The 25478-nt window shown below is 59.5% G+C and carries 26 protein-coding genes and 3 pseudogenes; 14 read left to right on the top strand and 15 right to left on the bottom strand.

The features are described 5' to 3' along the window. Positions 1–155 precede the first annotated feature (155 nt). The gene (locus tag ACR64R_RS18375; RefSeq protein ID WP_487357741.1) at positions 156–638 is read right to left on the bottom strand and encodes a DUF2127 domain-containing protein; all 483 of its coding nucleotides are present in this window, start codon (positions 636–638) and stop codon (positions 156–158) included. Positions 639–920: 282 nt separating this feature from the next. Here ACR64R_RS18375 and ACR64R_RS18370 point away from each other — a divergent pair, with 282 nt between their 5' ends. The 7 genes from ACR64R_RS18370 (at position 921) to ACR64R_RS18340 (ending at position 7431) form a co-directional block, all read left to right on the top strand. Next, positions 921–2879 carry an ABC transporter ATP-binding protein/permease gene (locus ACR64R_RS18370; RefSeq protein ID WP_487357740.1) on the top strand — a complete coding sequence of 653 codons (1959 nt, stop codon included), beginning with the start codon at positions 921–923 and terminating at the stop codon, positions 2877–2879. 243 nt (positions 2880–3122) lie between these two features. Beyond that, a complete protein-coding gene (locus ACR64R_RS18365) occupies positions 3123–3518 on the top strand; it encodes a cupin domain-containing protein (RefSeq protein WP_487357739.1) in 396 nt (131 codons plus the stop codon). A gap of 178 nt (positions 3519–3696) precedes the next feature. Then, on the top strand, positions 3697–4824 hold the full coding sequence (locus tag ACR64R_RS18360) for a sensor histidine kinase (RefSeq protein ID WP_487357738.1): 1128 nt from the start codon (positions 3697–3699) through the stop codon (positions 4822–4824). A 194-nt stretch (positions 4825–5018) separates the two neighbouring features. Next, positions 5019–6074: an HWE histidine kinase domain-containing protein gene (locus ACR64R_RS18355; protein ID WP_487357737.1), complete on the top strand. Its 1056-nt coding sequence runs from the start codon at positions 5019–5021 to the stop codon at positions 6072–6074. Beyond that, the gene (locus tag ACR64R_RS18350) at positions 6067–6438 is read left to right on the top strand and encodes a response regulator (protein ID WP_487357736.1); all 372 of its coding nucleotides are present in this window, start codon (positions 6067–6069) and stop codon (positions 6436–6438) included. The genes ACR64R_RS18355 and ACR64R_RS18350 overlap by 8 nt, the downstream gene beginning before the upstream one ends. A gap of 402 nt (positions 6439–6840) precedes the next feature. Further along, positions 6841–7014 (top strand): CsbD family protein, encoded by a 174-nt coding sequence (locus ACR64R_RS18345; protein WP_487357735.1) that lies wholly within the window; start codon positions 6841–6843, stop codon positions 7012–7014. 252 nt (positions 7015–7266) lie between these two features. After that, positions 7267–7431, top strand: coding sequence for a DUF3309 family protein (locus ACR64R_RS18340; RefSeq protein WP_487357734.1), 165 nt, complete (start codon positions 7267–7269; stop codon positions 7429–7431). A 197-nt stretch (positions 7432–7628) separates the two neighbouring features. Here ACR64R_RS18340 and ACR64R_RS18335 read toward each other — a convergent pair whose 3' ends face one another. From ACR64R_RS18335 to ACR64R_RS18325, 3 genes are all read right to left on the bottom strand, one after another. Further along, positions 7629–8324: a VIT1/CCC1 transporter family protein gene (locus ACR64R_RS18335; protein ID WP_487357733.1), complete on the bottom strand. Its 696-nt coding sequence runs from the start codon at positions 8322–8324 to the stop codon at positions 7629–7631. After that, positions 8321–8725 carry an OsmC family protein gene (locus ACR64R_RS18330; RefSeq protein WP_487357732.1) on the bottom strand — a complete coding sequence of 135 codons (405 nt, stop codon included), beginning with the start codon at positions 8723–8725 and terminating at the stop codon, positions 8321–8323. The genes ACR64R_RS18335 and ACR64R_RS18330 overlap by 4 nt, the downstream gene beginning before the upstream one ends. A gap of 89 nt (positions 8726–8814) precedes the next feature. Beyond that, the gene (locus ACR64R_RS18325) at positions 8815–9312 is read right to left on the bottom strand and encodes a sulfocyanin-like copper-binding protein (protein ID WP_487357731.1); all 498 of its coding nucleotides are present in this window, start codon (positions 9310–9312) and stop codon (positions 8815–8817) included. A gap of 107 nt (positions 9313–9419) precedes the next feature. Between ACR64R_RS18325 and ACR64R_RS18320 the strand changes: the two are divergent. From ACR64R_RS18320 to ACR64R_RS18310, 3 pseudogenes are all read left to right on the top strand, one after another. After that, positions 9420–10093, top strand: a pseudogene (locus ACR64R_RS18320) (transposase); the annotation flags it as partial. A gap of 191 nt (positions 10094–10284) precedes the next feature. After that, positions 10285–10997, top strand: a pseudogene (locus ACR64R_RS18315) (IS110 family RNA-guided transposase); the annotation flags it as partial. Between the two features lie 873 nt (positions 10998–11870). Next, positions 11871–12086 (top strand): annotated as a pseudogene (locus tag ACR64R_RS18310) (IS630 family transposase); the annotation flags it as partial. A 155-nt stretch (positions 12087–12241) separates the two neighbouring features. Here the strand turns inward: ACR64R_RS18310 and ACR64R_RS18305 are convergent. From ACR64R_RS18305 to ACR64R_RS18290, 4 genes are all read right to left on the bottom strand, one after another. Further along, positions 12242–13222 carry a Dyp-type peroxidase gene (locus tag ACR64R_RS18305; protein ID WP_487357730.1) on the bottom strand — a complete coding sequence of 327 codons (981 nt, stop codon included), beginning with the start codon at positions 13220–13222 and terminating at the stop codon, positions 12242–12244. A gap of 131 nt (positions 13223–13353) precedes the next feature. Then, positions 13354–14412, bottom strand: a complete 1059-nt coding sequence (locus tag ACR64R_RS18300) for an alpha/beta fold hydrolase (protein WP_487362481.1) — start codon at positions 14410–14412, stop codon at positions 13354–13356. A gap of 64 nt (positions 14413–14476) precedes the next feature. Continuing rightward, on the bottom strand, positions 14477–14671 hold the full coding sequence (locus tag ACR64R_RS18295; protein WP_487357729.1) for a hypothetical protein: 195 nt from the start codon (positions 14669–14671) through the stop codon (positions 14477–14479). A 60-nt stretch (positions 14672–14731) separates the two neighbouring features. After that, complete coding sequence (locus tag ACR64R_RS18290) at positions 14732–15316, bottom strand: glutathione binding-like protein (RefSeq protein ID WP_487357728.1); 585 nt, start codon at positions 15314–15316, stop codon at positions 14732–14734. 462 nt (positions 15317–15778) lie between these two features. Between ACR64R_RS18290 and petA the strand changes: the two genes are divergently transcribed. The 4 genes from petA (at position 15779) to ACR64R_RS18270 (ending at position 20206) form a co-directional block, all read left to right on the top strand. After that, positions 15779–16255, top strand: coding sequence for a ubiquinol-cytochrome c reductase iron-sulfur subunit (gene petA, locus ACR64R_RS18285; protein ID WP_487357727.1), 477 nt, complete (start codon positions 15779–15781; stop codon positions 16253–16255). A gap of 15 nt (positions 16256–16270) precedes the next feature. After that, a complete protein-coding gene (locus ACR64R_RS18280; RefSeq protein WP_487357726.1) occupies positions 16271–17584 on the top strand; it encodes a cytochrome b in 1314 nt (437 codons plus the stop codon). 139 nt (positions 17585–17723) lie between these two features. Further along, positions 17724–19292, top strand: coding sequence for a mechanosensitive ion channel family protein (locus ACR64R_RS18275; RefSeq protein WP_487357725.1), 1569 nt, complete (start codon positions 17724–17726; stop codon positions 19290–19292). Then, positions 19289–20206, top strand: a complete 918-nt coding sequence (locus ACR64R_RS18270; RefSeq protein ID WP_487357724.1) for a pirin family protein — start codon at positions 19289–19291, stop codon at positions 20204–20206. Before ACR64R_RS18275 ends, ACR64R_RS18270 begins: the two co-directional genes overlap by 4 nt. Positions 20207–20721: 515 nt before the next feature. Here ACR64R_RS18270 and ACR64R_RS18265 read toward each other — a convergent pair. The 7 genes from ACR64R_RS18265 to ACR64R_RS18235 form a co-directional block, all read right to left on the bottom strand. After that, complete coding sequence (locus tag ACR64R_RS18265) at positions 20722–21003, bottom strand: GNAT family N-acetyltransferase (RefSeq protein ID WP_487357723.1); 282 nt, start codon at positions 21001–21003, stop codon at positions 20722–20724. Positions 21004–21054: 51 nt separating this feature from the next. Beyond that, positions 21055–21789 (bottom strand): sensor histidine kinase, encoded by a 735-nt coding sequence (locus tag ACR64R_RS18260; RefSeq protein WP_487357722.1) that lies wholly within the window; start codon positions 21787–21789, stop codon positions 21055–21057. Between the two features lie 208 nt (positions 21790–21997). After that, a complete protein-coding gene (locus ACR64R_RS18255) occupies positions 21998–22435 on the bottom strand; it encodes a CBS domain-containing protein (RefSeq protein ID WP_487357721.1) in 438 nt (145 codons plus the stop codon). Between the two features lie 58 nt (positions 22436–22493). Then, a complete protein-coding gene (locus ACR64R_RS18250; RefSeq protein WP_487357720.1) occupies positions 22494–23141 on the bottom strand; it encodes an HD domain-containing protein in 648 nt (215 codons plus the stop codon). 69 nt (positions 23142–23210) lie between these two features. After that, entirely contained in the window at positions 23211–23612 is a 402-nt protein-coding gene (locus ACR64R_RS18245) for a cupin domain-containing protein (RefSeq protein WP_487357719.1), read from the bottom strand. 71 nt (positions 23613–23683) lie between these two features. After that, on the bottom strand, positions 23684–24442 hold the full coding sequence (locus ACR64R_RS18240) for an SDR family oxidoreductase (RefSeq protein ID WP_487357718.1): 759 nt from the start codon (positions 24440–24442) through the stop codon (positions 23684–23686). Between the two features lie 63 nt (positions 24443–24505). Further along, on the bottom strand, positions 24506–25276 hold the full coding sequence (locus tag ACR64R_RS18235) for an alpha/beta fold hydrolase (protein ID WP_337108847.1): 771 nt from the start codon (positions 25274–25276) through the stop codon (positions 24506–24508). Positions 25277–25478 lie beyond the last annotated feature (202 nt).

Below are 25478 nucleotides of genomic sequence, written 5' to 3'. Positions count from 1 at the left end.
GTCGTGCGGCCTCCGCCAAAGCGGTAGAATAGCTGCCTAGGCAGACCCCGTCTGCCACGACAATTGTGTCGGCCGAGGCATTTCCTCCATCCGCTACGTTGCCGTGTGGATTTTCAGTCCCGTGGACTGATCGAGGAGTGGGAGAAATTCTGCCATCATGCCGGCTTGTGTTGCCTAACGACCTTCCACTCATGCCAGATCAGCACCATCACAATCGCATCGAAGACGGTCAGGACAAGCAGCCCGAACGAATGAGTGTAGGAATAGCGATACACCTGGTAGATCATGAATGCGCCCAACGCGGCGAGCGACGCCGGATAGGACCATAGCTTGCCTCTCAAAAGCCCGGCAACCAAGAGCAGCTTTATCAGGCCGTGGCTGAGCAGGTAGAAGGCGTAGAAATGCTCACTGGCAACGGAGAAATGGCTCGCCATCTGCGATAGATGGCCGGCAATGAAGTCGTTCGGATCTTCGATCAGTTCGTCCTGCGTGACGGCATTGACCCAAGCGGCAATTGTGTCGGTGCTGACGACGTAAAGCAGAAGCCCGCCAATGCATTCGATCAGGGCGTGCGCACCCTTGAGCCAGACACCGATCTCGAAAATCTGATGGATACGGCGCTCATCGACAGGCTTCACGATGCACCTCGCGCTCAACAACGGAACCAGACAATGGATGCAGCCCTCAGGCGACCGCAAGTCCAGCGTAGACCAGATCAGCCATCACTCCATGTCCATAACCACGGAAGGGCGAAGCCGGCATCATATCGGCAAAAATAAATTGCCGCTTGGCGTCACCCATCGTGCCTTGTACAGAATTTTGCTCTTGTGGCCCTCGGCCTATCGGCGGAGACGAGCCCATCTAGTATGCTGCGAGCATTGCGTGTGTAGACACCGGCTCATCAACAGCGGGAGGTTGCGTTGCGCTGGTTGAGCCGTCGCTCCGTTGAGCAGCAACCGGCAACTCCGGTTTCTGCGATGCGGAGCTTCTCCGGCCTCGTGGCCGCCTACTGGCGATCCGAGAAATGGCTGGAGGCATGGGGGCTGACATCGGTCATCATCATACTTACAGCCTTGTCGGCCTTGGCCAGTGTCTGGTTTGCGGAAGTATCGGGACAGCTTGTCAGCGCGATTGCCCTTCTTCACCGTCCTGAAGATCCTGCGACGCTAAGGACTATCCTGGAGAGTGCCGCAATTCTTGCAGCGATTGTGGCCGTTCGGGATATAGGCTTCATCCCCGTCCGGCACTATTTTTCAACGACGCTGCACCGCAAGTGGCGTTCTTGGCTTGATCAGCGGTTCAACGACGCACTGCTCGACCGCAACCATACGCACTATCACCTCCAACATGGCGCGACCCATGCCATACCGCCCAACATCTCGGTCCCCGACAATATTGATCAGCGTGTCCAGGAATCGATCAAGGGAATGGCCGGCGGTGCCATTGGCGTCGCCATGGGTGTCGCGGGGGTGCTGCTCTCGCTTGCCTTTGTTGGCAGCAAGATCGTCGAAACGTCCGCTCCGGTTGATGGACTGCCCTTCTTCGGCGGCTACGGCAGCGCCTTCCTGACCCTGGTTGCTGTCATTGCCTACGTCCCGATTGCAACCTTCGTCGCGACGAAGCTGGGGGCTGTGTTGCAGGTGCTGGACAACACCATGCAGAGGGCCGAGGGCAGTTACCGGGGCGAACTGAACAGGCTTCTCCACAACAGCTTTTATACCGCCGCAGCCTCGGGCGAGATCGCGCAGAAGGGCATCCACAAACGCCGCTACCTGGACATTGATCGGACTTGGGCGAGGCTCAACAAGCTGGTTTCCGGGTATATGGCATTCGAGCTCTTCTACAATTTCCTCGGCTCACGGATTGTTGCCTACGCGCCGGGTCTGTTGCCCTATGTGGACAACGAGATCAGCCTGCAAACCTACGTTACGGGAGCCGAACTGGCGAACGCGCTGATAATCGCTTGCTCCTGGTTCATCCACGTCATGCCGGACATATCGACGCTCAAGGCGAATTCAGGTCGCCTGACCGAGCTTGCAAGGGCGGTCGAGGATGTGCAGCAGCCACGCGAGTTCTATGCGCGAACCGGCCTTTCCGAACTGCGTTACAGCACGCAGGATCCCAAACTTGGCCTGACCCTCGAGAATCTGGAATTGATGCATGAGGGCAATGATGTGCCTTTCATCAGGACGGGCGAGCATCATTTCAAGCCAGGAGAATGGACCTTGCTCGTCGGAGAGTCGGGCAGCGGAAAGTCGTCGCTTTTCAAGGCCATCAACCAACTGTGGCCGCATGGTCGCGGCGCGGCAATTCTGCCCGACAGCGTGCGATGCTTGTACGCCGCACAGGATGTCAACCTTCCCCCAATATCCCTAAAGGAACTGATTTGCATGCCGGATCTCGTTGACGCCCACTCGGACGTCGACATCGCCGTTGCCTTGACCAAGGCAGGCCTTGCCGAGTTCGCTGGCGACCTCGCCGAGGAGGGGCGCAAAGGGCATAGCTGGGACCAGCTTCTGTCCGGCGGTCAGAAGCAGAAGATCATACTCGCGCGGATACTCCTGCTTCAGCCGGGGTTGCTGTTTCTCGATGAATCGACGAGCGCCCTTGATCCCGACGCTACGGTCGCGTTTCACCAAGCAATCAAGGATGCTTGTCCGAGTGCGACCGTGATCAGCATCATGCATGATGCCACACCTCCCAGATCGTCCACCGGCAAGAACTTCTACGACAGCGTGGTCACCATCGCAGGCGGCACCACTAGAAAGGAGCCGCTTACCGATACGAAAGGCGGCCCTGTGGGGCCGGCGCGGGTGAAACCGGTGACCAAGGCAGGAGAACGCAAAGACTTACAGTCACAGTTCAACGGACCGAAATAGCTGCACAGCATGGAATTTGTACAGTTCCGGCGGTGGGTTGGAGGGTTACTCCTGCCCGCAGGAAATAGCATTGTCGCTCGGGTCGGCTGTGTCTTAAGGAAGGGAATGTCAGTACCCAACCGACAGCCGACATCGGACGCGGCATTTTGACCTAAGTCAAGTTGCACCGCCAAAGCGGTGATAACGTCCATTGCGCTGGGTTGGCGGCAATTCTGCCCCAAACTCATTGTCGGAGACGGTGACATGAAGGGTTACGTCGCGAACATCGAGGATTTAACCGAAAAGAATAGGGATTTCCGGCGAGTGCTCTACACGGCCCATCATCTGCAACTGGTGCTGATGTCGTTAAAGCCCGGACAGGACATTGGAACGGAAACGCACAAGACTCACGACCAGTTCTTTCGGGTCGAGAAGGGTAAGGGCGAGATCGTCATCGATGGGACGTCCCACAAATTAAGGAGCGGCGACGCGATCCTTGTGCCTGCGGGTGCCTCCCACAATCTGGTCAATGTGGGAGCGAAGAGCCTGAAGCTCTATACGATCTACGGTCCACCAAATCACCGTGACCAACTAGTTCAAAGGAAGAAGTCGATCGCCGAGTTGTCATCAGAGCATTTTGCTGGCAAGACGACCGAGTAGCGCGCACCCGTAAAGAGGCCGCGGGAACTAGCGTCCGGCTTTTTGTTACATCGTTATACGTTACACCTGCACGTAATTGCAATGAACACTTGGTGAAGGCGACGAGAAAAGCCATTCCTGATCTATAGATCGATGCTCGACCCGTCCAAAGCCGTCGGATCCCGGTATTAGGTGGCCTATGTCTTCCGATCTAACTTTCATTGCTCAGCCGCCGGATAAGGTCCCGTTCGAAGAGTTCTACGAGGCGAGCCCAGACGCCGTGGTCGTCATTGACCGGACCGGTCACATTCTCTTCGCCAATAGCCGGGTTGAAGCCATGCTCGGTTACCGCCCGCGGGAACTAGTCGGAAAGCCCCACAGCGTGCTTATACCGGCGCGATACCGCCACAGTCATGCGGCTCACATGCACGGGTTCATGATCGAACCTACACCGCGCATGATGGGCGGGGGACTTGAGCTAGTCGCAAGTCGTAAGGACGGAAGCGAGTTCAAGACCGAGATAAGCCTTAGCCCCTATCAGGCCCCTGACGGTTTGGTCGTAATTGCGGCCATGAGGGATCGCGAGGCCTTGCATCCCGGCACGAGCGTTATCGAATCTGAGAATGCCACCTTGCGGGATATGCTGGGACAAGCCCGCCTCGATTCCGCACGCCTGATGGCGCAGGCTGGGATCGAAGCCGCCGAGCACAAGGCCGCCCACCGATTGCAACGTCTTCTGTTGGATGAGATGCATCATCGCATGAAGAACATGCTGGCGATGGTCATTGGGATAACCTCACAAACCTTGCGAACAGCCGAGACCCTGGAAGAAGGGCGACAAGCTATTTCGAGCCGCCTGGTCGCCATGGGCAGAGCGCAAGACCTTTTGCTCCGTGTCAATGAGGCTGGGGCGGAACTGGCTGATGTCATTAACGCTGCCATCGAGCCCTTCGACCTCCATGACGCTCAACGGTTTGTTGTTCAGAATACGCCGATCGAGATCGGTTCGGCGGCAATTCTGCCCCTCACCATTTCCCTCAACGAGTTGTGCACCAACGCGGTCAAATATGGCGCTCTGTCGAGCGAGGGTGGGCGCGTGAACATCGCCTCGACGGTCAATGAAGAGACCCAGCTTTTCACGCTGACCTGGACGGAATCAGGTGGCCCAGTGGTCAAGCAGCCTTCCCGGCGCAGTTTTGGAACGCGTCTGCTCGGTGCCCTTGCCACTCAGCTTCACGGCGATGTCCGGCTGCGCTACGAACCGGATGGCCTCGTGTACCGGCTCGACATTCCAATGGCACTTTTACGAACGCCTCGCGCCAGTTGAGATAATAGAATCGACGGTTCATATCCGAAATAGAGGAGTTCGAAGTTGCCCGATCTACGGCCTCAGAAGGAAATCCAACCGGGGAAGCAAAGGGGTTAGTGCGTCCTGCAACGTTCGATGCACCGTCAATTCGCCGCAATGACGCGGGGTTGAAACTGCCCCAACTTGAAGCGGCCTCCCAGGAGCCAACCAAGATGTCAAAAACACCTTCATCTCCTGGGCAACAGGATGACGCCGAAGCCGCCGTCGAGGGCTTCAAGGAAGACCTTGGGCCTTTCGTCGTTGCGGCCGAAACCACCAGAATGCCGATGATTTTCACTGATGCCAAGCAGGCAAACAACGCAATCATCTTTGCCAATGACAGCTTCGTTTCCCTCATGAGATACCAACGCGACGAGATCTTAGGGCAAGGAGTCAACTTCGTTCTGGCAAGCCCGACCGACGCCGCAGCGCTGGCGGCGATGAGGGCCGAGTTTGAGGAAGGTTTGTGCAAGGGGGCGGAGGTTTGTTGCCGCCGAAAGGATGGCAGCACGTTCTGGGCCGATATCTTCATCAGCCCGGTGCGGGACAAGAGCGGCGACACGGTTCAACATTTCGCCTCGTTTGTGGATCTCACACGGCACAAGGAAGAGCAGGCGAGGTCGGGGACCCTGATTGATGAGTTGAACGACCGAGTGAGGAATATGCTCTCCGCAGTTCAATCGATCGTCTCTCAAGCTTTCCGAAAAAACGTCGATCCAATTGCCACGCGCGACTTCATCGCATTGCGAATTGCTGCTCTGTCCCGGTCCCATGCCCTGTTGGCCCATGGAGATTGGGGGAGGGCCGGGCTGCGCGACATTGTTGAAAAAGCATTGCAGCCGATCATCGGTGGCGGCGACCGATCAGGGCGATATGAGGTTACGGGTGACGATATCCGCCTTCCGCCCAGGCGCGCACTGGCGCTCGGCATCGCGCTTCACGAGCTCGTGCTGAACGCGATCGCCCATGGTGCTCTCTCCAACGACAAGGGATCGATCATAGTGTCGTGGACAAAAGAGCCGAAGCCATCTGGCGCTCGGTTGATTTTGGTTTGGCGTGAGAAGGACGGTCCATCAGTGACGCCGGCCTCAAAAAAGGGCTTCGGCTCACGGGTGATCGAAGACGGGCTTGCCCATGAACTGGAAGCCACGGTTAACCTGGACTATCCGAAGGACGGCGTGATCTGCACAATCGATATGGCTGCACCCCGCGATGATCAAGATGAGTAAGCTCCTCACGGGTAAGCGGATTTTGGTCGTCGAGGATGAAATGCTCGTCCTTATGGGAATAGAGGACATGCTTGCCGATCTTGGCTGCGACACCGTCATCGCGGCTGCAACAAATGAGCAGGCCATTGCCCTCATCGAGGCCCAGCAGTTTGATGCCGTGCTGCTCGACCTGAACCTGAAAGGCGTCAGAAGCTACCCCGTGGCGGACTTCCTGGCCGCGCGCGGGGTACCGTTTGCGTTCGCGACGGGCTACAGCGTGCACGGTCTGCGGGAAAGCGACCGAGAGCGGCCGTTGCTTGTGAAGCCCATCGACTATGTCGCGCTGGAAAAGCTGCTTACTAGCCTGCTTTCGGTACCAAATTAGCGAGATTTGCGGAAGGACCAGCCGGTTTGCGCGTAACGGGTGCGTGAATTGTCCGTGACGTCCGAAGACATATCGCTGGCTCCGACTATGGTGTTTTTGCAGAGTCTCCGAGACAATTCTCGATCAACCGAGCGGACCTTCAGGCAGGCAGCGGTTGTTTAAGGGGATCGCCAGCCCGAGGCGGCGCCAAATGGCTAAGTCGCGGACGCCCGGATGCCGGGTTGGTATGTACCTTGTGTGAGACGCACAGGTATTGACCAAGTCGGCTGCCCGGATCCTTCCCCAGTCTCGTGCCTGGCACAGGCGTGCCGCTCCCGCATGGTTCGCTTTGATTGAAATCAAGGACAACTCGCGCATTGCTCATAACTTATCAAGCAGAAGAGAAAGTTGGAGGAATGGAAGATGGACAAAGATAGGGTAATTGGGTCTGCGAAGGTCGTAAAAGGGAAAATAAAGGAGGCCGTTGGCAAGGCAGTCGGTGACGCCAAGCTGGAGTCCGAGGGTAAGGCCGACAAATTCGAAGGCAAGGTCCAGAACGCCGTCGGCGGTATCAAAGACGTCATCAAGCAAAAATAGGCGTTGTTGAACGCAGGCCGCATCATGAATCGTAACATTCTTTATCTAATAATCGGCGTACTTGCGGCGGCTGTGGCTGTAGTAGGCTATCAGCTCTACAGAGAGCAGAAAACCGGGGTCACGATGAGTATCGGCAAGGACGGAGTCTCCATAGAAGGCAGGTAGCCTTCTAGTGCGCCTATCGAACCGCGAAAGGCTAGTTATTCGAATTTGTCAGCAACCGGACCAAGGGTATCAAAAGGAGAAGTACCAATGTCGCTTGGAGTCATACTTATCATCTTGCTTATCATTTTCCTGCTTGGCGGCTTCAGCGGCCGTTTTGGTGGATATGGCTACGGGTTCGGCCACGGCGGCGTAGGCGTTCTTGGCGTAATTCTGATCATCATCGTCGTCCTGGTTCTCATGGGACGCGTCTGAGCCGATAGGTGTAATACAGCCATCGGAAGGCGTCTGAGCCGGAACCGAACGCCGAACCGAGCCAGACGGTCGAAGAAACGGAGATGCCGTTGCGGTCCAATCCGCAGTGGCTAGCCACTCCGCGATACCGTTCGCGCACCTCTTAGATTTACATTCCTTGCCCTAGATCAAGTCTCCCGGCCCCGCCGGCTTGCCCCTCAGACGGCCGTGCCGACCAGCGCGCCGATGCCGGCGGTGAGCGCCATGGCGAAGGCGCCCCAGAAGGTGACGCGCAGCGTTGCGCGCGGGATATTGGCGCCGCCCGCCTTGGCGCCGATGGCGCCCAGAAAGGCGAGGAAAAGCAGGGATGCCACCGAGACCGCCAGCACCAGCATGGAGGCCGGCGCCACCAGCACCATGATGAGCGGCATCGCGGCACCCACGCTGAAGGTCGCCGCCGAGGTCAGCGCCGCCTGGATCGGCCGCGCCGTGGTCATTTCCGAAATGCCGAGTTCGTCATGGGCATGCGCGGCCAGCGCATCCTTGGCCATGAGCTGATCGGCGACCTGGCGCGCCAGGCCCGTCTCCAGCCCGCGTTTGACGTAGATCTGCACCAGTTCCTCGCGCTCGAATTCGGGCTGGGTCCTGAGTTCCTCGCGTTCGCGGGCCAGGTCGGCATTTTCGGTGTCCGACTGGGAGCTGACCGAGACATATTCGCCGGCCGCCATCGACATGGCGCCCGCCACCAGGCCGGCGATGCCGGCGACCAGAACCTGAGAAGCCGGCGCGGCGGCCGACGCCACGCCCACGATCAGGCTCGCGGTCGAGACGATGCCGTCATTGGCCCCCAGGACGGCTGCGCGCAACCAGCCGATGCGCGACACCTGGTGGTTTTCGACATGCAGGCGGCTCATGCTTTTCTCCTGATCTTGCCTTCGAGTTTCGTGGCGGCGGCGACTGTATTGGAAATCGTGCCGTACTTGCGGACGTTCTTGTGCAGCAGGTCCAGCCGCTGGTCGGTTTCATCGGTGTCGACGACAAGCTCGTAGTCGATCGAGGCAATCCCCTGCGGGCTGTCACGCCGAACGGCATGCAATGCGACCTTGACCCCGCGCAGCTTGAAGCCGAGCATCGGGGTGACGCGCTCGATGCCCTTGATCATGCAGGCGGCGATCGCCGCCAGAAGCAGTTCGGCTGGATTGAAGGCATCGGTCCGGCCCTCGAGGCTGGTGTCGAGAACAAGCGCGGCGTTCTTGGTCGTGGCCACGCTGCCTCGTGCATCGGTCCGTCTGGCTTCAATGCTGTATTCGAACATTCCGCGGACTTTCCGCTTGCCTGCTTGGTATAAGCGACGCCTGAACTCGGCGGGCCTTATTGCGCAAGGAAGGGTGGCACGGCCGGTTGCTAAGGATTGACAGTGAATTCGGCCCACATGCCAGCCGCGTAGTGACCTGGAACGTTGCAGATAAGCAGGTATCTTCCAGCCTTCAAATCGACGGTCAATGTGCCGGATTTGCCGGGATCGAGTTCCGAAACCTCGCCCTTGTCGCCAGCCTTGTCTTCGTCGACCCGGTTCTCGTTAGCGAGGTAAGGAAGCGGCTTGGTTGGATCGGCCATAAGCATCACGATCATCTCGTGAATGGTATCCTTGGAGTCATTCGTCACCTTGAATGTGACCGGGCCCGCCTTCACCGAACTCGGGGACGCCTTGATCCCCATGGTCGCCTTGGTGATATCGAGACCCGGCGTCGCATAAGCCAGCCCCATCGGCATTTCCACGCTCGCCCCCTTGTCCCACAGCGAGACCTTGACGTTGGAAGCAGCCTGGGTCGCGCCGGCACCGCCGGCCATCAGCATTGCGGCAACAAGGCCGAGCGCTGCTCTTCTCGATATGCTTTTCATGACAATCTCCCTTCTAGGACGCTGGCTGAATCGCACAGTGTCCCTAAGCCCTCATGCTGCTCACCGTCGCCCCCATCGTCCTTGCGCCAAATCAAACCGACCCCCACCGGCGCGACCTGAAGGCCAAGTTCCTCGACCTCGAGAACGCCATCCGCCACTCGCTGAAGGCGTTCGGTATCCGGCTCGGGAAGATCGGCCGCGGCGGTTTTGCAAAGGCCGTGCTCGAGGCCGTCGCCGGCGATGCGATGACGCTCGGCCTGATGCAGGCGATGCTGCGGGCACGCGCCGCGCTGTGGACGGAGTACCTCGTCCTGCACAGGCTGGTGGTGCGGCTTGTGATGCGCGACGAGCTGTGCCGCCGCTTCATGATGATCCCCGGCGTCGGTCCCATCACGGCGCTCAGCTTCAGCACGGCGATCGACGATCGGTCGCGTTTCCGCCGCTCACGTGACGTTGCGGCCTACTTCGGCCTGACCTCGCGGCGCTGGCATCGCATATCGAAGGCCGGCGACGCGGATGTGCGGCGCTCGCTCCACGAGGCAGCGTCGGGGCTGATGACCCGTTTCAAGGGCAGGGACAAGGTGAAGAGCTGGGGCCAGGCGATCGCCAAACGCTCCTGCCACCGCAAGGCCTGTGTCGCCGTTGCGCGCAAGCTGGCGGTGATCATGCACGCGATCCGGACCGACGGAACGTTCTATGTCGGCGATCCGGCGGCAAGCCAGGCGGATGCCGGCCGGCGTGCCCATGACAGGCCCGCAAGCTGCTCGGAGCGCATCGATGAGCAGAAGACCGAGAGTTGAAACGCGTGGCGCCGGCACGCTGACGGGGGCCATCTGACACAAGGAATCCGCTCCGGCGGATGAGGACTGATGCAGACCAGGAACGACGGAACGCACGTTATCTGATGGGATGGCCCGCCCCTCCCGTTGCGGACAAACTGTCAGTCCGTGTCAGAAGGAGGAAGGAAAATGAATGCGCTTCGTCCCGATCAAGTCGGAATGGCAGCTCGATGTGCAGACTTTGCACCGTGCGCGCGAACGGCTGGTTGGCACACGGACGGCACTGATCAATCAACTGCGGGTGTGCTCTTCGACCGCGGCATCGTCATCGCCAAGGGGCGCCCAAAGCTGAACCTGTGGCTGCGCGAGAACCTCCCGGACAACACGCTCCTGACCGCCAGGATGCGGGGACTGGTTGATGACATGATCGATGAGCTTCTCTCACTCGATCGCCGGATCAAGCAACTCGACCAGGAGTTCGAAGCGCTCGCCAAGAGCGATGAACGGGCCCGTCTGTTGCGCAGTGTTCCGGGCATTGGCGCTCTCAATGCAACAGCGCTGGCGGCAGCGGTCGGCGACGTGTCGGCGTTTGCGAAGGGGCGTGACTTCGCTGCTTGGCTGGGGCTTGTTCCGCGTCAGATCACCACCGGCGGCAAGCCGCGGCTGACGGGGATCAGCAAGCGCGGGAGCACCTATATGCGCGTTCTGTTGATCCATGGTGCGCGAGCGGCACTGCCATATCTGGCGCGAATGGACACCCAGCTCGGCGCCTGGCTGCAAGCGCTATTACAGCGCGCCAAGCGCAATGTGGTGGTGGTTGCGCTCGCCAACAAGCTGGCCCGGATCGCCTGGGCCGTGATGTCTCACCAGCGCCCCTACGAAGCCGTGGCGGTGCCTATAAGCTAGCGAGTTTTGTCGAGCGGAAGCGTCCCGGCTACTGCTTGGCCGCATGAAGTCTGCGGGAGGATGTGCATAGAGATGGCCTAACGGTTGATCGGCGTTCGGCAAACCTGTCGGCAGGCAGCGGCCCTTTCGAGGCCGGGTATCTTGTTAGGAGCCGGGCGCGCGAATCTCCATCTTGGCAGGGCGTCAAAAGCGCCGAGGCCGGATACATTGGTGCAGATCGAGTGTGCCTCTCAACACATTCCACTTGCAGACGGGGCGGGCCATACATTGCCTGCGGCCGCGCCGATCGCGAGACGGCCGGACCGCGCCGGATTGCCTGTGACGCTGCGCCGTCACTCCGATGGAAAAGTGCGCCACGACGGTTCCCGTGCTGCAAATAAGCAGCGCTGCTACCCCGTCGCAGAGCGCGGAAGACTGCACGGCGCATCGGAGCTCGATGCAACAGTACGGGATCGTGGTTTAGAGCATAGAATAGTGTATTATCGTAGTTTGGAAGAGGAACGACGATGGAAAGAAAGTCGCGGAAAATACGACCGATTAAGACGGCAAGATAAAAGCGCGCACATTGTGCGGCGCTCGGTTGGCTGTTTTTGCTGGCGTTTTCACCATTGCTCGCACATTGCGCGCCTTTGCTGCAATGTGCGATTTTATAATAAGTCATTGATCTCGCGTGGGAATCTACAGGGTGCGAAAGACTCCGCTGGCTGATACCGGGATCGCCACTTGTCTTTCAAACGTCGGCACTTGGGCCGAACCGGACTGTCGGGTTTGAGGCGCGGATCGTCAGAAGCGGACTTAGCAGGACGTCTGTGTGCTGGCCTGAGCTGATCCTAACGCGAACGGCGAAATTGAAGAGAATAGGTCAGGTCTCGCCGATCATGGCAGGGACGCTTCGATCGGGCGCGTTTAGTGTCATTCACGAAACGTGGATCGAGACCAACATGGCGCCGCTTCTCGGCAGGGGCCAAGGGGCCAACGCCTACGCAGCTTCGCCCGCACGGCCATTGGCCAATCCTGACCTTCCTGGGCGCGCTACGCCACGATGAATTCACTGCGCCATGCGTCGTTGACGGCCCCATCGACGGCAAACGTCAGGCCATCAAGGCCGCCGGCGCGGAACTCTACCGAACGATACGTTTAGCCCATGTTGAGGACATGGCGCTCTCGATCGGGTTGAGATCGCGCGAGTAGGGCGTATGTTTTCATATTTGGTGGGAACCTATTTGACGGCGACTCCGAACAGGTCAACCCGACGGGCCCAGACCAGCGGTCGAGATGGCTTCCCCCGTCGCAACGTTTTCCAGGAATGTCGCCGACGGTACGAAGAACAAATTGCCGGTGACTGCACGGCTGAAGTCCAGCAACCGATCGTAGTTGCCTGGTGGGCGGCCAACGAACATGTTCTCGAGCATCTGCTCGATTCTGCGCGGCGAACGGGCGTAGCCGATGAAATAGGTGCCGAACTCGCCCTTGCCCACGTCGCCGAATGACATGTTGTCGCGGACGATCTCCAACTGCTCTCCGTCCTCGATGATTTTGGTCAGCGCATTGTGGGCGGAGGTCGGCTTTACGGCATCGTCCAGCTCGACATCAGTGAGTTTTTTCCTGCCGACAATTCCCTCTTGCTCCTCGATTGGGAGCCCGTTCCATGCTTTCAGATCATGCAGGTACTTTTGCACGATCACATAGCTGCCTCCGGCAAATGAGGGGTCCTCCTCGCCGATGATCGCGGCCTTGACAGCGCGCTCAGCCACCGGGTTTTCCGTGCCGTCGACGAAGCCGATCAGGTCGCGGTCATCGAAATAGTTGAAGCCGTGCACCTCATCTGCTGTGGAGACTGCGCCATCGAGCCGCGACATGATCTGCGTCGCCAGTTCGAAACAAAGATCCATGCGCGACGCACGAATGTGAAAGAGGATGTCGCCCGGCGTCGAGACGGCGTGATGCCGGCCTTGTATCTCGCGAAATGGATGCAGGTCCTTCGGTCTGGAGACTCCAAACAAACGGTCCCAGGCATCGGAACTAAACGCCATGACACACGACAGCCGGCCGTCCAGGTCGCGGGACCCGACTGCGCGCACGAGGGTGGAAAGATCGGCACACGAGGCGCGCACGGTCGCTTCGTGTTCTGGCCCGGAATTTATCGTCACGACGAGAAATATCGCGGCCTGCGTCAGTTGCGCGACGACTGGTTGCGAAACAGCGGATGGCAAGGTCGAATCCACAATAGGTCCCATTATCTTGTTCGTAACGCCACTGCTCGACCGGCACAGGCGGCGGAAGGGCGGAGTTTCAACCACCGACGCGAGATGACCCCAGCATCATCTTCGCCTCAGTTGGTCACGATTTTGCCCGATCAGTGTTCGCCGACGTCGATGATTGCCTGGGCGAAAGCCCGTGGGGCTTCCTGCGGCAGGTTCTGGCCAATTCCGCCGGTGATGATCCGATGCGCGTATCTGCCTGAAAACTTCTTGGCGTAGCAACTGCTGTCCGGGTGGGGCGCGCCATTGGCATCCCCCTCGAGGGTGATGGTGGGCACCGTGATCACCGGGCTTTCGGCCAGCCGCTTTTCCAGACCGTCATATTGCTGCTCGCCTTGAGCCAGGCCGAGCCTCCAGCGGTAATTGTGGACGACGATGCTGACGTGATCCGGGTTGTCGAGGCACGATGCACTGCGATCGAATGTGGCGTCATCAAAGTCCCACTCCGGCGAGGCGATCCGCCAGATAAGATTTGCGAAATCACGCCGGTATTGTTCGTAGCCGGCACGGCCGCGTTCCGTCGCAAAGTAGTACTGATACCACCATTGGAGCTCGGCCTTCGGCGGCAGCGGCATTCTGTTTGCGGCGAGACTGCCGATCAGATAACCGCTGACCGAAACGAGAGCTTTGCAACGTTCCGGCCAGAGCGCCGCGATGATGCAGGCTGTGCGCGCGCCCCAGTCGTAGCCGGCGACGATTGCTTCGCCGATCTTCAGCGCATCCATCAATTCAATGACATCGACAGCCAGCAGCGACTGCTGGCCGTTACGGACCGTCTGACTGGAAAGAAAGTGTGTCGTGCCATGACCGCGCGAGTACGGAACGAGCACCCGATAGCCCGCCATCGCCAACAAGGGAGCGACATCGACAAAGCTATGGATGTCGTAGGGCCAGCCGTGAAGGGGAATAACGACGGGACCGTTGGGCGGACCAGCTTCCCCATAGCCGACGTTCAGCAGGCCCGCGTCGATTTGCCGGAGCGCGAACGAGGCAGCCGTCGAGCGTTCTGTCGTTGCACCGATCAGCGCTGAAACGCCTTGCGCCTTAGCTGAGCGTACTGTCGTGAATTGAGTAGCAGCCAGACCCATTGCAGCAACGCCGACAAAGGCCCTGCGATAGCGATCAATTTCTCCCGGCGATCTTGCATTTTCCATTCTCGCAACCTCTTCCACGGCGCCATCGGATGCCACCTGTTTTGGCACAGCACCGGCATCGCCTTCATTCATCGGCTTGGCGTTCCCATCCTGCGTGCCTTGGCATGACGCGATTGCCGGGCAGCGTAGAAAGTCGCGCCTGGACACGCGGGAAGGGCAAGCTGAGTGCCGCCTCGCCTTCCATCGTTAGAAATTCGGGGCGTAACCCGTCGCCGCGCTTGGCAGCGATCAGGTGGAGGTTCTGCAGCAACAGAAGCATGGACAAACTCCTTCGTAAGTCGTGGCTGAAGGGTGACGCGACACGCGGCCGGTCTCGCACTTAGACAAGGCCCTCACGCTTCATCGCGATACGAACGGCCGGACGCGCCGCTATACGGGCGCGCAACGCTTCCAAAGGAGCTGGAACAGGGACTTGGAAGCGGGCCGCCCAAAGCAGCATCACGAAAAGGTAGAAGTCGGCTACGCTGGGTTTCTCGCCGAACAGATAGTCCGTCTTGAGACCGTTCGCGAAGAGATCAAGTTGCGACGTAATCGTGGTGCGCGCCTTTGCCTTTTCAGCATCGCTGCCTTGGTGCCACAGGGGTTTGAAGCTTCGGTGTATTTCGGTCGATACGTAGGTCAGCGCTTCGAGAACGCGCGTACGACCCATGGGCCCTTCCACGCCGAGTGCCGGGTATTGCGCCGCTATCCAATCGAGGACGGCGACATTTTCTGTCAGCGTTTCCCCGCTATCCAGCACGAGGACGGGAACATACCCCTTGCGCGTGACCGTGGTGAAATCATCCCCGGAGCCTGTTCGTTTGGTTTTGAGATTGACCGTTTCACGCTCGAAGGCGGCACCCGCCTCCTCCAGTGCTATGTGGTCGGCCAAGCTGCAGGCGAGAGGGCTATAGTAAAGTTTCACAGGTTTCCCCTTTTTGAATCCCGACGAAGTTCCGCAATTGTCCGGCGGCGGAAGCCCGCCTAGATGCGCACTTGCCAGCGGCGTCCATCAGGTTCCAGAAACTCTCACTTGCCGGGGAGGAAGGCTACGACACCGACAGGTAGCCCTGCCTATGCCGAGGTATGATCAAGCCAAGCAATCGTTCCGCGATCACTGCGTGCAATGCCGGAATCCCGCTCAAGTGGGGAACGGCAAGAGCAAGGATTCAGAGCCATCAAGCCTGGCGTCCGCGACAGTCCTTCGCTCAGGAATCATAAACGAAAGTATTGGACGTACGGGCCCTTGGCACGATGGCCCACATCCCGCCATGGCCGGCATATTTCGCCCGAAATGAGCAAACGAAAAGCGAAAGGCTGCGGCCGGGTTTTCCGCGACTGCGTGCCGACGCACTGAAGCAGCTTTCCAATCAGAGGAGTGGTCGTCATGGCCGAGCTTTCCCAAGCAGAGACCGGCACTACGGCGTTGCCCACCGAGGCAGTGGCCACAGTCGAAGTCGACGTCTCCTCGTTGAGGCCGGGAATGTCGCTTGTCGTGCAATGGCGCGGCAAGCCCGTCGTCGTGCGCAACCGCACCCAGGGGGAAATTGAGGACGGCAAAGCTGTAAGCTTGGCCGAGCTCAAGGATCCGATCGCCCGCAATGCCAATCTGCCGGTCGATGCGCCTGCAATCGACGCCAACCGCACTGCGCCGGGCAAGGAAGCCTGGATCGTGATGGTCCAGGTCTGCACGCATAGCGGCTGCATCCCGGTTGGTCAGCAAGGCGAGTTCGGCGGCTGGCTCTGCCCGTGCCACGGCTCGCAATACGATACTGCCGGCCGCATCCGCAAAGGCCCAGCGCCCGAGAACATGGCGGTACCCGTGTTCCAGTTCATTTCCGACACCAGGATCCGTATCGGCTGAGAGGGGGGCATTTCGATGAGCGACAAACATTCGAGCTATACGCCCAAGACCAGAATCGAACGCTGGTTCGACGCCCGCCTGCCGTTGCCGAGGCTGGTGCACGATAGCTTCATCGTCTATCCCGTCCCGCGCAATTTGAATTACGCCTATACGTTCGGCGGCATTCTCACGGTTATGCTGGTTTCGCAGATCCTGACCGGGATCGTGCTGGCCATGCATTACGCTCCGGATACCGGGCTGGCCTTCAGTTCAGTCGAGAAGATCATGCGCGACGTGAATTGGGGATGGCTGCTGCGCTCTCTCCACGCGAACGGCGCCTCCTTCTTCTTCATTGCCGCCTACATCCATATCTGCCGCGGGCTCTACTACGGCTCGTACAAGGCGCCGCGTGAGCTACTGTGGGTGCTCGGTTGCACCAACCTCTTGCTCATGATGGCGATCGCCTTCATGGGCTATGTGCTGCCTTGGGGCCAGATGTCATTCTGGGGCGCCACCGTCATTACCAACTTTTTCACGGCCATCCCATGGGTCGGCGGCTGGCTCCAGCAGCTCCTTCTCGGCGGGTTCGCGGTCGGCAATCCCACGCTGAACCGCTTCTTTGCGCTGCATTACCTGCTGCCGTTTGTGCTTGCAGGCGTGGTGACATTGCATGTCTGGGCGCTTCACGTCGTCGGGCAGAACAATCCAGCCGGCATTGATGTGAAATCAAAAACCGATGTCGTGGACTTCACACCCTATGCTACCGTCAAGGACGCGTTCGGCATCATCGTGTTCCTGTTCTTCTTTGCCTATTTCGTGTTCTACCTGCCGAACTATCTCGGCCATCCTGACAACAACACCGTCGCAAATCCGCTTAAGACGCCTGCGCACATCGTGCCGGAATGGTATTTCCTGCCCTTCTATGCGATACTGCGCGCCATCACCTTCAATGTCGGACCGATCGATTCCAAACTTGGTGGCGTGCTCGCCATGTTCGGCTCGATCGCGGTGCTTTTCGTCGTGCCGTGGCTCGACAGGTCCAAGGTTCGCTCAGCCGTTTACAGGCCCGCGTACAGAGTGTTCTTTTGGCTCTTCGTCGCCAACGGCCTGTTTCTCGGCTGGCTTGGTTCGCGGCCGCCCGAAGGGAACTACGTCGTCATGTCTCAGTTGGCGACGCTTTACTACTTCGCCTTCTTCCTGATCGCAATGCCGGTGCTAGGCTTGATCGAGACGCCAAGACGGCTGCCTAACTCGATCACCGAAGCGGTGCTTGAGAACAACAAGGTGGCCGGCCGCAAAGGCGCGATCGCGGTGGCCGGAGACCAAAACGTTGATCGGAAGAGGCGATGATCATGTCTCGCCAGCCCGCCTCAACAGGCGCCGATAGCAACACGCTTTGACGGAGCAGTTGTGCGAGGCGACGAGACGACTTCATGTGGAGCGCCAGGAATCACTCTGCCCCGACAGCTGCAAAACAGGGATTGCGATCATGGTCGATCTGGGACCGGTGATTTACTGGTGGAACTCACCTCTGATCTACATCGTATCGCTCGGCCTCGCCGGAATGGTCGTTTGGAAGCTGGTCCCGGGACGCTTCGCCAATGCGAGGCTTATCCTCCAACTGGTCTTTTTCCTTGCAATGTCGATCATGGTTATTGAACTGCAAGTCGTTCCGTACGAGCCTGCAGGGGGCGGTAAGACGACCAGCGGAGCGATCCTCATCGGATCGGTCAAGCTGCTGTGGTGGGTACATCTGGCTTGGGCGCTAATCGGGTTTGTCCGTATCTATCTCGTGTTCGAGCGAAAGCCGCGCGAGGCACGTCTCCTGCAGGATGTCGTCGTCGGCATCGTTTACACGGGAATGCTCCTTTCAATCCTGGCGTTCGTCTTTGCCGTGCCGGTCGGAACGCTCATCGCTACGTCAGGCGTCTTTGCCGTCATGCTGGGTTTGGCGCTCCAGAATACGCTTGGCGACGTATTTTCGGGAATCGCGCTCAACCTCGGCCGCCCCTATGTGCTTGGAAACTGGATCATTCTGAAGGACGGAACTGAGGGCCGCGTCGTCGAGACGAACTGGCGCTCGACCCAACTCCTCACCCCGGCCCACAACGTCATCGCGCTTCCGAACAGCCTAGTCGCCAAAATCGGGGTGACAAATCTTAGCGGCCCAGACGAGAGCCATGGACTTGCCCTGACGGTCAAGATGTCGCTGACGAAGACGCCGGCCATCATCGTAGACACGATGCGCATGGTCCTGCTGAGCTGCAACTCGATCCTTCAGGACCCTTCGCCCGTGGTAGCCATCACAAGCCTGGATGCGGCGGCAATCGAGATCGAGCTGTCATTTCGCGTCGCCAGCCTTGATCAGCGGACTACAGCTCGGAACGAAATTTTCGATCTCGTCTATCGCCATTCAAGGTCGGTCGGCGTGCTGCTGGCGGCGCCACTTTCGGCTTCGGTGGTTATGACATCCTCACCAAGCGACGGGACGGCAGCCTCCGAAGACTTCGCCGCGATCGACTTGATCAAGGCAACACCGATCTTCTCGGCGCTAACGGACACCGAGCAGGAGACGCTTGCCGCGACGATCTCGATTCGCAGCTACCGCAAGGGCGACGTCATTGCAGAACAAGGAGAGATGCTGCCGTCTCTCATGATTGTCCGGAAGGGCGTCATCGTCCGGCAACATGGCCATGGCGCTGCTGAGACGCGGGAGGTTGGCCGGCTTGCACCTGGCGACTTCTTCGGCGAGACCGGCCTGCTCGCCGGTATTGGCGAGACGTCGACATTGCGGGCAATGACCCACGTCGTGGTCTACGAGATAGACCAGCAGAGCTTCGCGCCGCTCCTACTCGACAGGCCCGAGATGGCCGAAGATCTTGCCCGAATCCTGTCGATGGGGACGTCGACCTACGGGGAAACCGGCATCCCCGGCCAGCAGCACGAGAGCTCAAAATTCGCGCTCCTGAATGCCATTCAGGCTGTCTTCCACACCGCCCCGTTGGAGCAGTTTCGAGCACGTGGTCGACCGGGCATTCGAAAGGACAGAGATTCATGACCATCCGCCAAAGCGACATCGTCGGCATCGATCCACTCAGACAGCCGAGTACGCGTGATTTTGCCGACGATTTGAAGGTACGGCGCGTATTGCCCTCCTCGAACCGCCTGATGATCGGTCCCTACATCTTGTTCGACCATTTCGGCCCTGCGGTATTCGACGCAGGTCGCGGTTTCGACATGGGGCCGCATCCGCATATAGGGGTCGCGGCCGTGACCTACCTGTTCGACGGGGAGATCATCCATCGCGACAATCTCGGTGAAGTGCAGACCATCCGCCCCGGCGAGGTCAACTGGATGACGGCCGGGTCCGGCATCGTCCATTCCGAGCGTACATCGCCAGAAGCCCGAGCGCCGGGAAGCAATCTCTTCGGCGTTCAGGCGTGGGTGGCGCTCCCCTCCCGGCACGAAGAAGTGGCCGCCCACTTTTCACATTATGGCGCTCCCGAAATCCCACGGATCTGTGCCGAAGGGGTCGAGTTCACTTTAATCGCCGGGGTTTCCGACGGGTTGGTCTCTCCGGCAAGGACATACTCCGACCTGGTCTGCGCCGAAATCGTGCTCACGAGCGGTGCGCGATATCAGGTGAAACCCGGATATCTCGAGCGTGCGATCTATGTTGTCGCCGGCGAGATCGAAGTCATGGGCCAACTTGGGACGTTCGGTGAAGGCGAATTGATCATGCTGGCGCCCGACGCTGAGATCGTGCTCCAGGCGCCTGCCTTCCATGCCGCGCGGCTGATGCTGATCGGCGGCGAGCCTCTTTCCGAACCACGCTATATCCATTGGAACTTCGTCTCCTCCTCAGCCGAACGGATTGAGCAGGCAAAGGCGGACTGGCGCGAAGGCCGCTTCCCCGGCGTACCAGGGGAACACGGAATGATGCCTCTGCCACAGGAAGACATAAGGCGGTGACGGTTTCGGCGGCGGCCACATCCGCCGGTCGTCGGCGGCGTTACGCTATCGAATCGGGCTTGCGCATCGTGTCGTCGTCGAGCAAACCGTCAAGCAGAACCTGGAAGATGGTCTCGAGCAGGAACTCGTCGTTGCTTGCTGCGGAAAAACAGCGTCAGGGACGAGTGTAATTCTTCGCATCGTCATCGTCGAAGACAGCGCGTGCGCTCTGAGGCCGGAGAGCCGTTGGGGGGCGCCCAGGCGTTCCCATACCGGCCTCCCAGTATGGAAGACGAAAGACAGGCGCTGGCTTCGTCGAGTGCTGTGATTGCATATGGCTCAGGCAGTGTCGCTTCGTCCGGTAGCCAGCCTTGGGACGATGAACTCAATGTAGGAGCGCACGTCATCCCTCGACGCAGAACGGCTAGCGCATCGTCAGAACCGGGCCCTATGCGCTACCCATCTTTGCAAAGTATACTCGTCGTGCACTTGGGTTCACATCCGAATGGGATCCCGCCGATACCCCGATTCCGCGACTATCCGCCGACAACATCGGCATACTCCGGGTGCTTGGCGAAAAATCGGCCCATGAAGGGACATTTCAAGATCGCTTTGCGGCCGGTTTTGCGGAGCAATTCGAAGGTGCCTTGCGCCAGCCGCGACGCGATCCCCTGTCCGGAAAATTCCGAAGGCACTTCGGTATGTATAAGCGCTACCTTGCCGTCTTGGAGCGTGTAGTAGGCAACGGCAAAGGCTTGGCTGGTGATCGGGAGCTCGAACCGATGCTGCTGAATGTTTTCTGTGACCTTTGCATCCATCTCTATCTCTCGATGTGCGTTGCGCGAGGCTGGACGTATCTTGCCCGACCGCTATCGCATCGCGGGCAAACGTAGCGTGACAGTTGTGCCTGCCCCGGGCGCGCTTTGAATATCGATGCTTCCGCCTGACTCTTCGGCAAAGCGCTTCACCATCGGTAGGCCGACGCCGCCGAGGCCCTCCGCTTTTGTGGTGAAGAAGGGATCGAATGCGAAGGCAATCGTCTCGGCGGTCATTCCCACACCGTCGTCGGCCGTGGTGATATCCACCTGAGCGGCGGATGAGCCATCAAAGACCACTGCGGTATCTATCGAGATCAGGCCCCCGTTTGGGGATGCATCGCGCGCGTTGAATACCAGGTTCAGAATCGCGTTCTGCAAACCCAGGCGATTGCACCTCACTGACGGCAAGTCCGGCCTAACTCGAACCTCGAGACGAATCTTAGGATCCCACGCGCTTCGAATTATGGTCTCAATTTCAGCCAGACAGGCGCCGACATTTGCATGTTCGTCTTCCCTGCGGCTCTCTCGGGCGGAACTGATAGTCTGGCGGACGAGCCCGCCAGCTCGTTCCAGGGCCATTCTGGCGCCTGAAATTACAAGCCCAAGCGTTGGAGCCGCTGAGACGCTCGGGTCACGGGCTAGGTGATTCAACGCCGACGAGGCGACCTGGATGAGATTGCCAAGGTCATGAACAATGCCTGCAGTCGCCATCTGAATGGGCAGGCCATCTCGGGGAATCTCGGGCGGGCTGTCGAAGACATCCACTTTCACTTCCGGACGAGACATTATAACCCTCATGTTTGCTCACGCAGAATTCAGTTGCTTGAAGATGGTACAATAGAGAACGCGAGTTGGCGATTAGATCGAGTAAGAATCCGAATCATACTGCAGTATATGTCCTGCGATCTGCGGACGGTGGCCAGTGCGGAACAAACATCTCGCGAGACTGATCTCCCGCTCTTTCGTGCTCATCACACCGTCGCGAGATTTTCCTCTATTGGTAGCCAATGCCCCCGATATAGTTGGCAAGCAGCCGCTCCTGGAACTCTTCCTGTTGGAAGAGCGCCTTCATCGCGTCGCGGATATCAAGGACGCCTATCGGCTTAGCGCCCGTGCCGAGCACCGGTAGGTTCTGGAGCCGCTGTGTTGTCATGGTCTGCCAGACCGAATGCAGGTCGTCATCGGGCCTACAGGATACGAAAGACCGGCTCATCAGTGTGGATACCGGCGCTTCCGCTGGTCCCGAATTCGCCAGATGCCGGACAAGGTCGGACTTGCTCAGCACGCCTGCCGCCTCGCCACTGCCATCGCATACGACAACCAGGCCTATGGCAGGCTTGGACAGCAATAGCGCAGCTGCCCGCAGCGACGTGTCGAGGTCAACCGCCGCAAGGCGCGCCGATGTTTCTGGTTGTAGACTGTCAATTCGCATGATGGCCTCTTGAGGCGTCTCGCGGCCGCAGCCGGAGAGATCAGGTTCGAGGTTTCGCTTACTCTTCGAAGGGAGTGTTCATCACAAAGTCGACGGAAGACGGCGCCCTGTAGCCGGCCACAAAGCGCTCGCCGAAATCCCGGGCAAAGTTATCGTAGGTCGTTTCCGGGTTCACCTTGGCGATGTGACAAAAGCAACGCGTCATCCGCCGTTTCATCTGAAGACGCGGAAATTCGCCGACGATCCTGGCTATCTCGGCGGCAGAGATGAGACTGTATTGCAGGCCCACGACATCAAGGCAGATACCGGCTGTGCACAGCGCCACCTCGGCCTCCTTGTAGAGGCCGATCGACGGCGTTGAGTTGAGTGCGACGCTGTCCCATATCAACTGAGCACGACGCTCGTCGAAGCCCCCTTGCCGGACGAAGGCGCGAGCCAGATCGGCGCCTTCCACCTCGAAACGGCGCGGCCCAGCGAAGGTCTCGTTAAGCGTGACGTCGTGCAACAGGGTTCCGACGGCTACGACTTCGCCGTCGTGCTCAATGTTCTGGACCTGTGCGATCCGGACGGCGAAGAGCCATGATCGGACCACGTGGTTGAACAAATAGGGCTCACAGAGCTGGCGGGCATGTTCGATCGCCCGGCCAACAAGCGGCGTATCGGGGACCGAAACCCCTGCAAGCGTGCGCCTGGCGATCGCATCCATTTGAGTGCCTTTCCTTCGCCGATTGTGTGCCCGGTTTGACGCCCTTGCCTTGGCAAGGGCGTCGCCAGTTCATTTCGCGTAAGTCGTCAGGTTGGTCTCGTTGGTATCGACGACGAAGACCGCAAGCAGGCGAGCGCGTTCCGTCTTGCTGGCGTTTTCACTGACGGCGTGATGGTCGCCCGGAAATTCCGAGAAGCTTTCGCCTGCACGGTACGTCTTCACGGGTCCACCGTTGACCTGGCTTCGGATTGCCCCCTCCAGCACCGTGGCATAGATGAACGCGGAACTTGGATGGGTATGCGCCGGCGATGTCCCGCCCGGCCCGTACTCGACGAGCACGGCTTTCAAGCTCTTGCCGGGCACATTTGGAAGCGCGTGGTCGTAGACAAGCTTCACGCTTTCCGCGTCTTTGGCCATTGCTGCGGTGACAGATGCGGCGGCGAGCGCTGCACAGAGGAGTTTCCTGATCATGTCTGATATCCTTGGTGGAATGAGGGCTAGAGAATGCTGATCTGACTGTCGCGAGACTGGCGTTCAGTTGCTTACGCCGGTGGCGTGTACCGGCTGAGCCAGTCGTCGAAGTGGATGGCGCCGATGCGCGCGTTCTCGCCGGGGACAAGCGTTTGATCGTCGATTGCCACTTGACCGTAGTAGAGAGCGCCAGGATCCGAGATGACTTTGCGCGGATCGTTGGTGGCCTTCAGGAAGTGTCCGATCAGTTCGCTCATACGAACGCGCTCCGGGCCGGCAATTTCGATCGTGCCGTTCACTGGCGCTGCAAGCGCGACCTCCGCCATTGCATCGGCAACGTCGTCGGCCGCCATAGGTTGGAAGTACGCCGGTGACATATGGACGGTATCCCCCACAGCGCCGGTGTTTGCGATGGCGGCGGTGAATTCGAAGAACTGTGTGGCGTGCACGATCGTGTAGGGGATTGCGGACTCCTTGATCAGCTTTTCCTGAAGCAATTTGCCGCGGAAATACCCCATGTCTTGCAGCCGGTCGGTGCCGACGACGGACAGCGCGACGTGATGGCGGACGCCGGCGGCGGCTTCGGCTGCAAGAAGATTGCGTCCAGAGGCTGAGAAGAACTCCAGGGCAATCTTTTCCTCGAACGAGGGCGAGTTCGCGAGGTCGACGACGACCTGCGCCCCGGCAAGCGCGACGGCCAGCCCTTCTCCGGTGACGGTGTTCACTCCCGAATTCGGTGACGCCGCAAGTACGTCGTGTCCCTTCTTACGCAGTCTTTCCACAGTCTTTGAACCGATCAGCCCGGTTCCGCCGATGACGACGATCTTCATTTCCAATCTCCTGTTGGGGGTGTTGATTTGCGGGTGTTGGTCGGATGACGACTTTCCGGCCAGCTATTCGCTGGCCGATGCGGCGTCCTCGATAAGTGAGGTGACCTCGTCGGGGTGAGAGACCATGAGCGCGTGGGAAGCCCCCTCGATGACGACCGTCTTTACGGCGTGCGCGCGCTTGGCCATGAAGCTCATGACGGCTGCCGGGATATTTCGGTCATCGGTGCCGTAGATCATGTAGGACGGCAGCGTTTTCCATGAAGCCACCCCCGATGCCTCGGCCAGAGCTGCCTGCGCGATGGGGCGTTGGGTGGCCGCCATCAGCGACGACTGCTCTTCGGGAACGTCGGCCGCGAACTGGGCTCGGAATTTATCCGGCTGGATGAAGAGATCTTGGCCGCCGTTTGGCGACGCGACTGGAGCAAGCGCGCTTGCCAAAGTGCTGCCGGGAAACATGCTGGACAACGTGGCGCTCGATTCGCCGGTATCCGGCGCGAATCCGGCCACGTATACCAAGGCCTTCACATTGGGATTGCCATTGGCGGCTTCGGTGATCACGGGTCCGCCGTAGGAATGCCCCACCAGCACGATCGGTCCGGGGACCGACCGGATGATGGCCGAGACCGCCGCGGCATCGCTGGCGACGCTGCGGAGGGGATTGGCTGCCGCCTTCGCTACATAGCCGTCCCTGCCGAGTTTGGTTATGACCGCGTCCCAACTCGACGATTCGGCGAAGGCCCCGTGCACAAGCACGATCGTCGGCTTGGGCTTCGCTCCGGCCGCGTGCGCCGTCGCGCCACCCGCGACGGCAAGCGCGGCGGCCAGCGCCAGGATTCCAGTGATATTTCGCATTCGCGTTCTCCTTTGTCGGCCTTGCATTTGACCAATGTGGAGAAGGATGCGCCGATCCGGGGCGCCGACCTATTGTGCGGAATGGTCAGTCATACGATGCCAAGGTCCAGGATGGCTCATCGCTACGATCAGGTGACCTGGGTATGCGGGGCGCGGATCGACGGCAACGCTGGAGTTCGTGACC

Source organism: Mesorhizobium sp. MC2-1-1 (assembly GCF_057597255.1).
This window is presented reverse-complemented; position numbering and strand designations above follow the sequence as displayed.

Coding starts and splice junctions, on each gene's coding strand:
- ACR64R_RS18255 (WP_487357721.1), bottom strand. CDS start 22,435: ATGCGAATTGACAGTCTACAACCAGAAACATCGGCGCGCCTTGCGGCG.
- ACR64R_RS18270 (WP_487357724.1), top strand. CDS start 19,289: ATGACCATCCGCCAAAGCGACATCGTCGGCATCGATCCACTCAGACAG.
- ACR64R_RS18355 (WP_487357737.1), top strand. CDS start 5,019: ATGTCAAAAACACCTTCATCTCCTGGGCAACAGGATGACGCCGAAGCC.
- ACR64R_RS18260 (WP_487357722.1), bottom strand. CDS start 21,789: ATGTCTCGTCCGGAAGTGAAAGTGGATGTCTTCGACAGCCCGCCCGAG.
- ACR64R_RS18325 (WP_487357731.1), bottom strand. CDS start 9,312: ATGAAAAGCATATCGAGAAGAGCAGCGCTCGGCCTTGTTGCCGCAATG.
- ACR64R_RS18240 (WP_487357718.1), bottom strand. CDS start 24,442: ATGAAGATCGTCGTCATCGGCGGAACCGGGCTGATCGGTTCAAAGACT.
- ACR64R_RS18295 (WP_487357729.1), bottom strand. CDS start 14,671: ATGCTTCTGTTGCTGCAGAACCTCCACCTGATCGCTGCCAAGCGCGGC.
- ACR64R_RS18275 (WP_487357725.1), top strand. CDS start 17,724: ATGGTCGATCTGGGACCGGTGATTTACTGGTGGAACTCACCTCTGATC.
- ACR64R_RS18265 (WP_487357723.1), bottom strand. CDS start 21,003: ATGGATGCAAAGGTCACAGAAAACATTCAGCAGCATCGGTTCGAGCTC.
- ACR64R_RS18245 (WP_487357719.1), bottom strand. CDS start 23,612: ATGATCAGGAAACTCCTCTGTGCAGCGCTCGCCGCCGCATCTGTCACC.
- ACR64R_RS18330 (WP_487357732.1), bottom strand. CDS start 8,725: ATGTTCGAATACAGCATTGAAGCCAGACGGACCGATGCACGAGGCAGC.
- ACR64R_RS18335 (WP_487357733.1), bottom strand. CDS start 8,324: ATGAGCCGCCTGCATGTCGAAAACCACCAGGTGTCGCGCATCGGCTGG.
- petA (WP_487357727.1), top strand. CDS start 15,779: ATGGCCGAGCTTTCCCAAGCAGAGACCGGCACTACGGCGTTGCCCACC.
- ACR64R_RS18350 (WP_487357736.1), top strand. CDS start 6,067: ATGAGTAAGCTCCTCACGGGTAAGCGGATTTTGGTCGTCGAGGATGAA.
- ACR64R_RS18360 (WP_487357738.1), top strand. CDS start 3,697: ATGTCTTCCGATCTAACTTTCATTGCTCAGCCGCCGGATAAGGTCCCG.
- ACR64R_RS18300 (WP_487362481.1), bottom strand. CDS start 14,412: ATGGAAAATGCAAGATCGCCGGGAGAAATTGATCGCTATCGCAGGGCC.
- ACR64R_RS18340 (WP_487357734.1), top strand. CDS start 7,267: ATGTCGCTTGGAGTCATACTTATCATCTTGCTTATCATTTTCCTGCTT.
- ACR64R_RS18365 (WP_487357739.1), top strand. CDS start 3,123: ATGAAGGGTTACGTCGCGAACATCGAGGATTTAACCGAAAAGAATAGG.
- ACR64R_RS18280 (WP_487357726.1), top strand. CDS start 16,271: ATGAGCGACAAACATTCGAGCTATACGCCCAAGACCAGAATCGAACGC.
- ACR64R_RS18250 (WP_487357720.1), bottom strand. CDS start 23,141: ATGGATGCGATCGCCAGGCGCACGCTTGCAGGGGTTTCGGTCCCCGAT.
- ACR64R_RS18345 (WP_487357735.1), top strand. CDS start 6,841: ATGGACAAAGATAGGGTAATTGGGTCTGCGAAGGTCGTAAAAGGGAAA.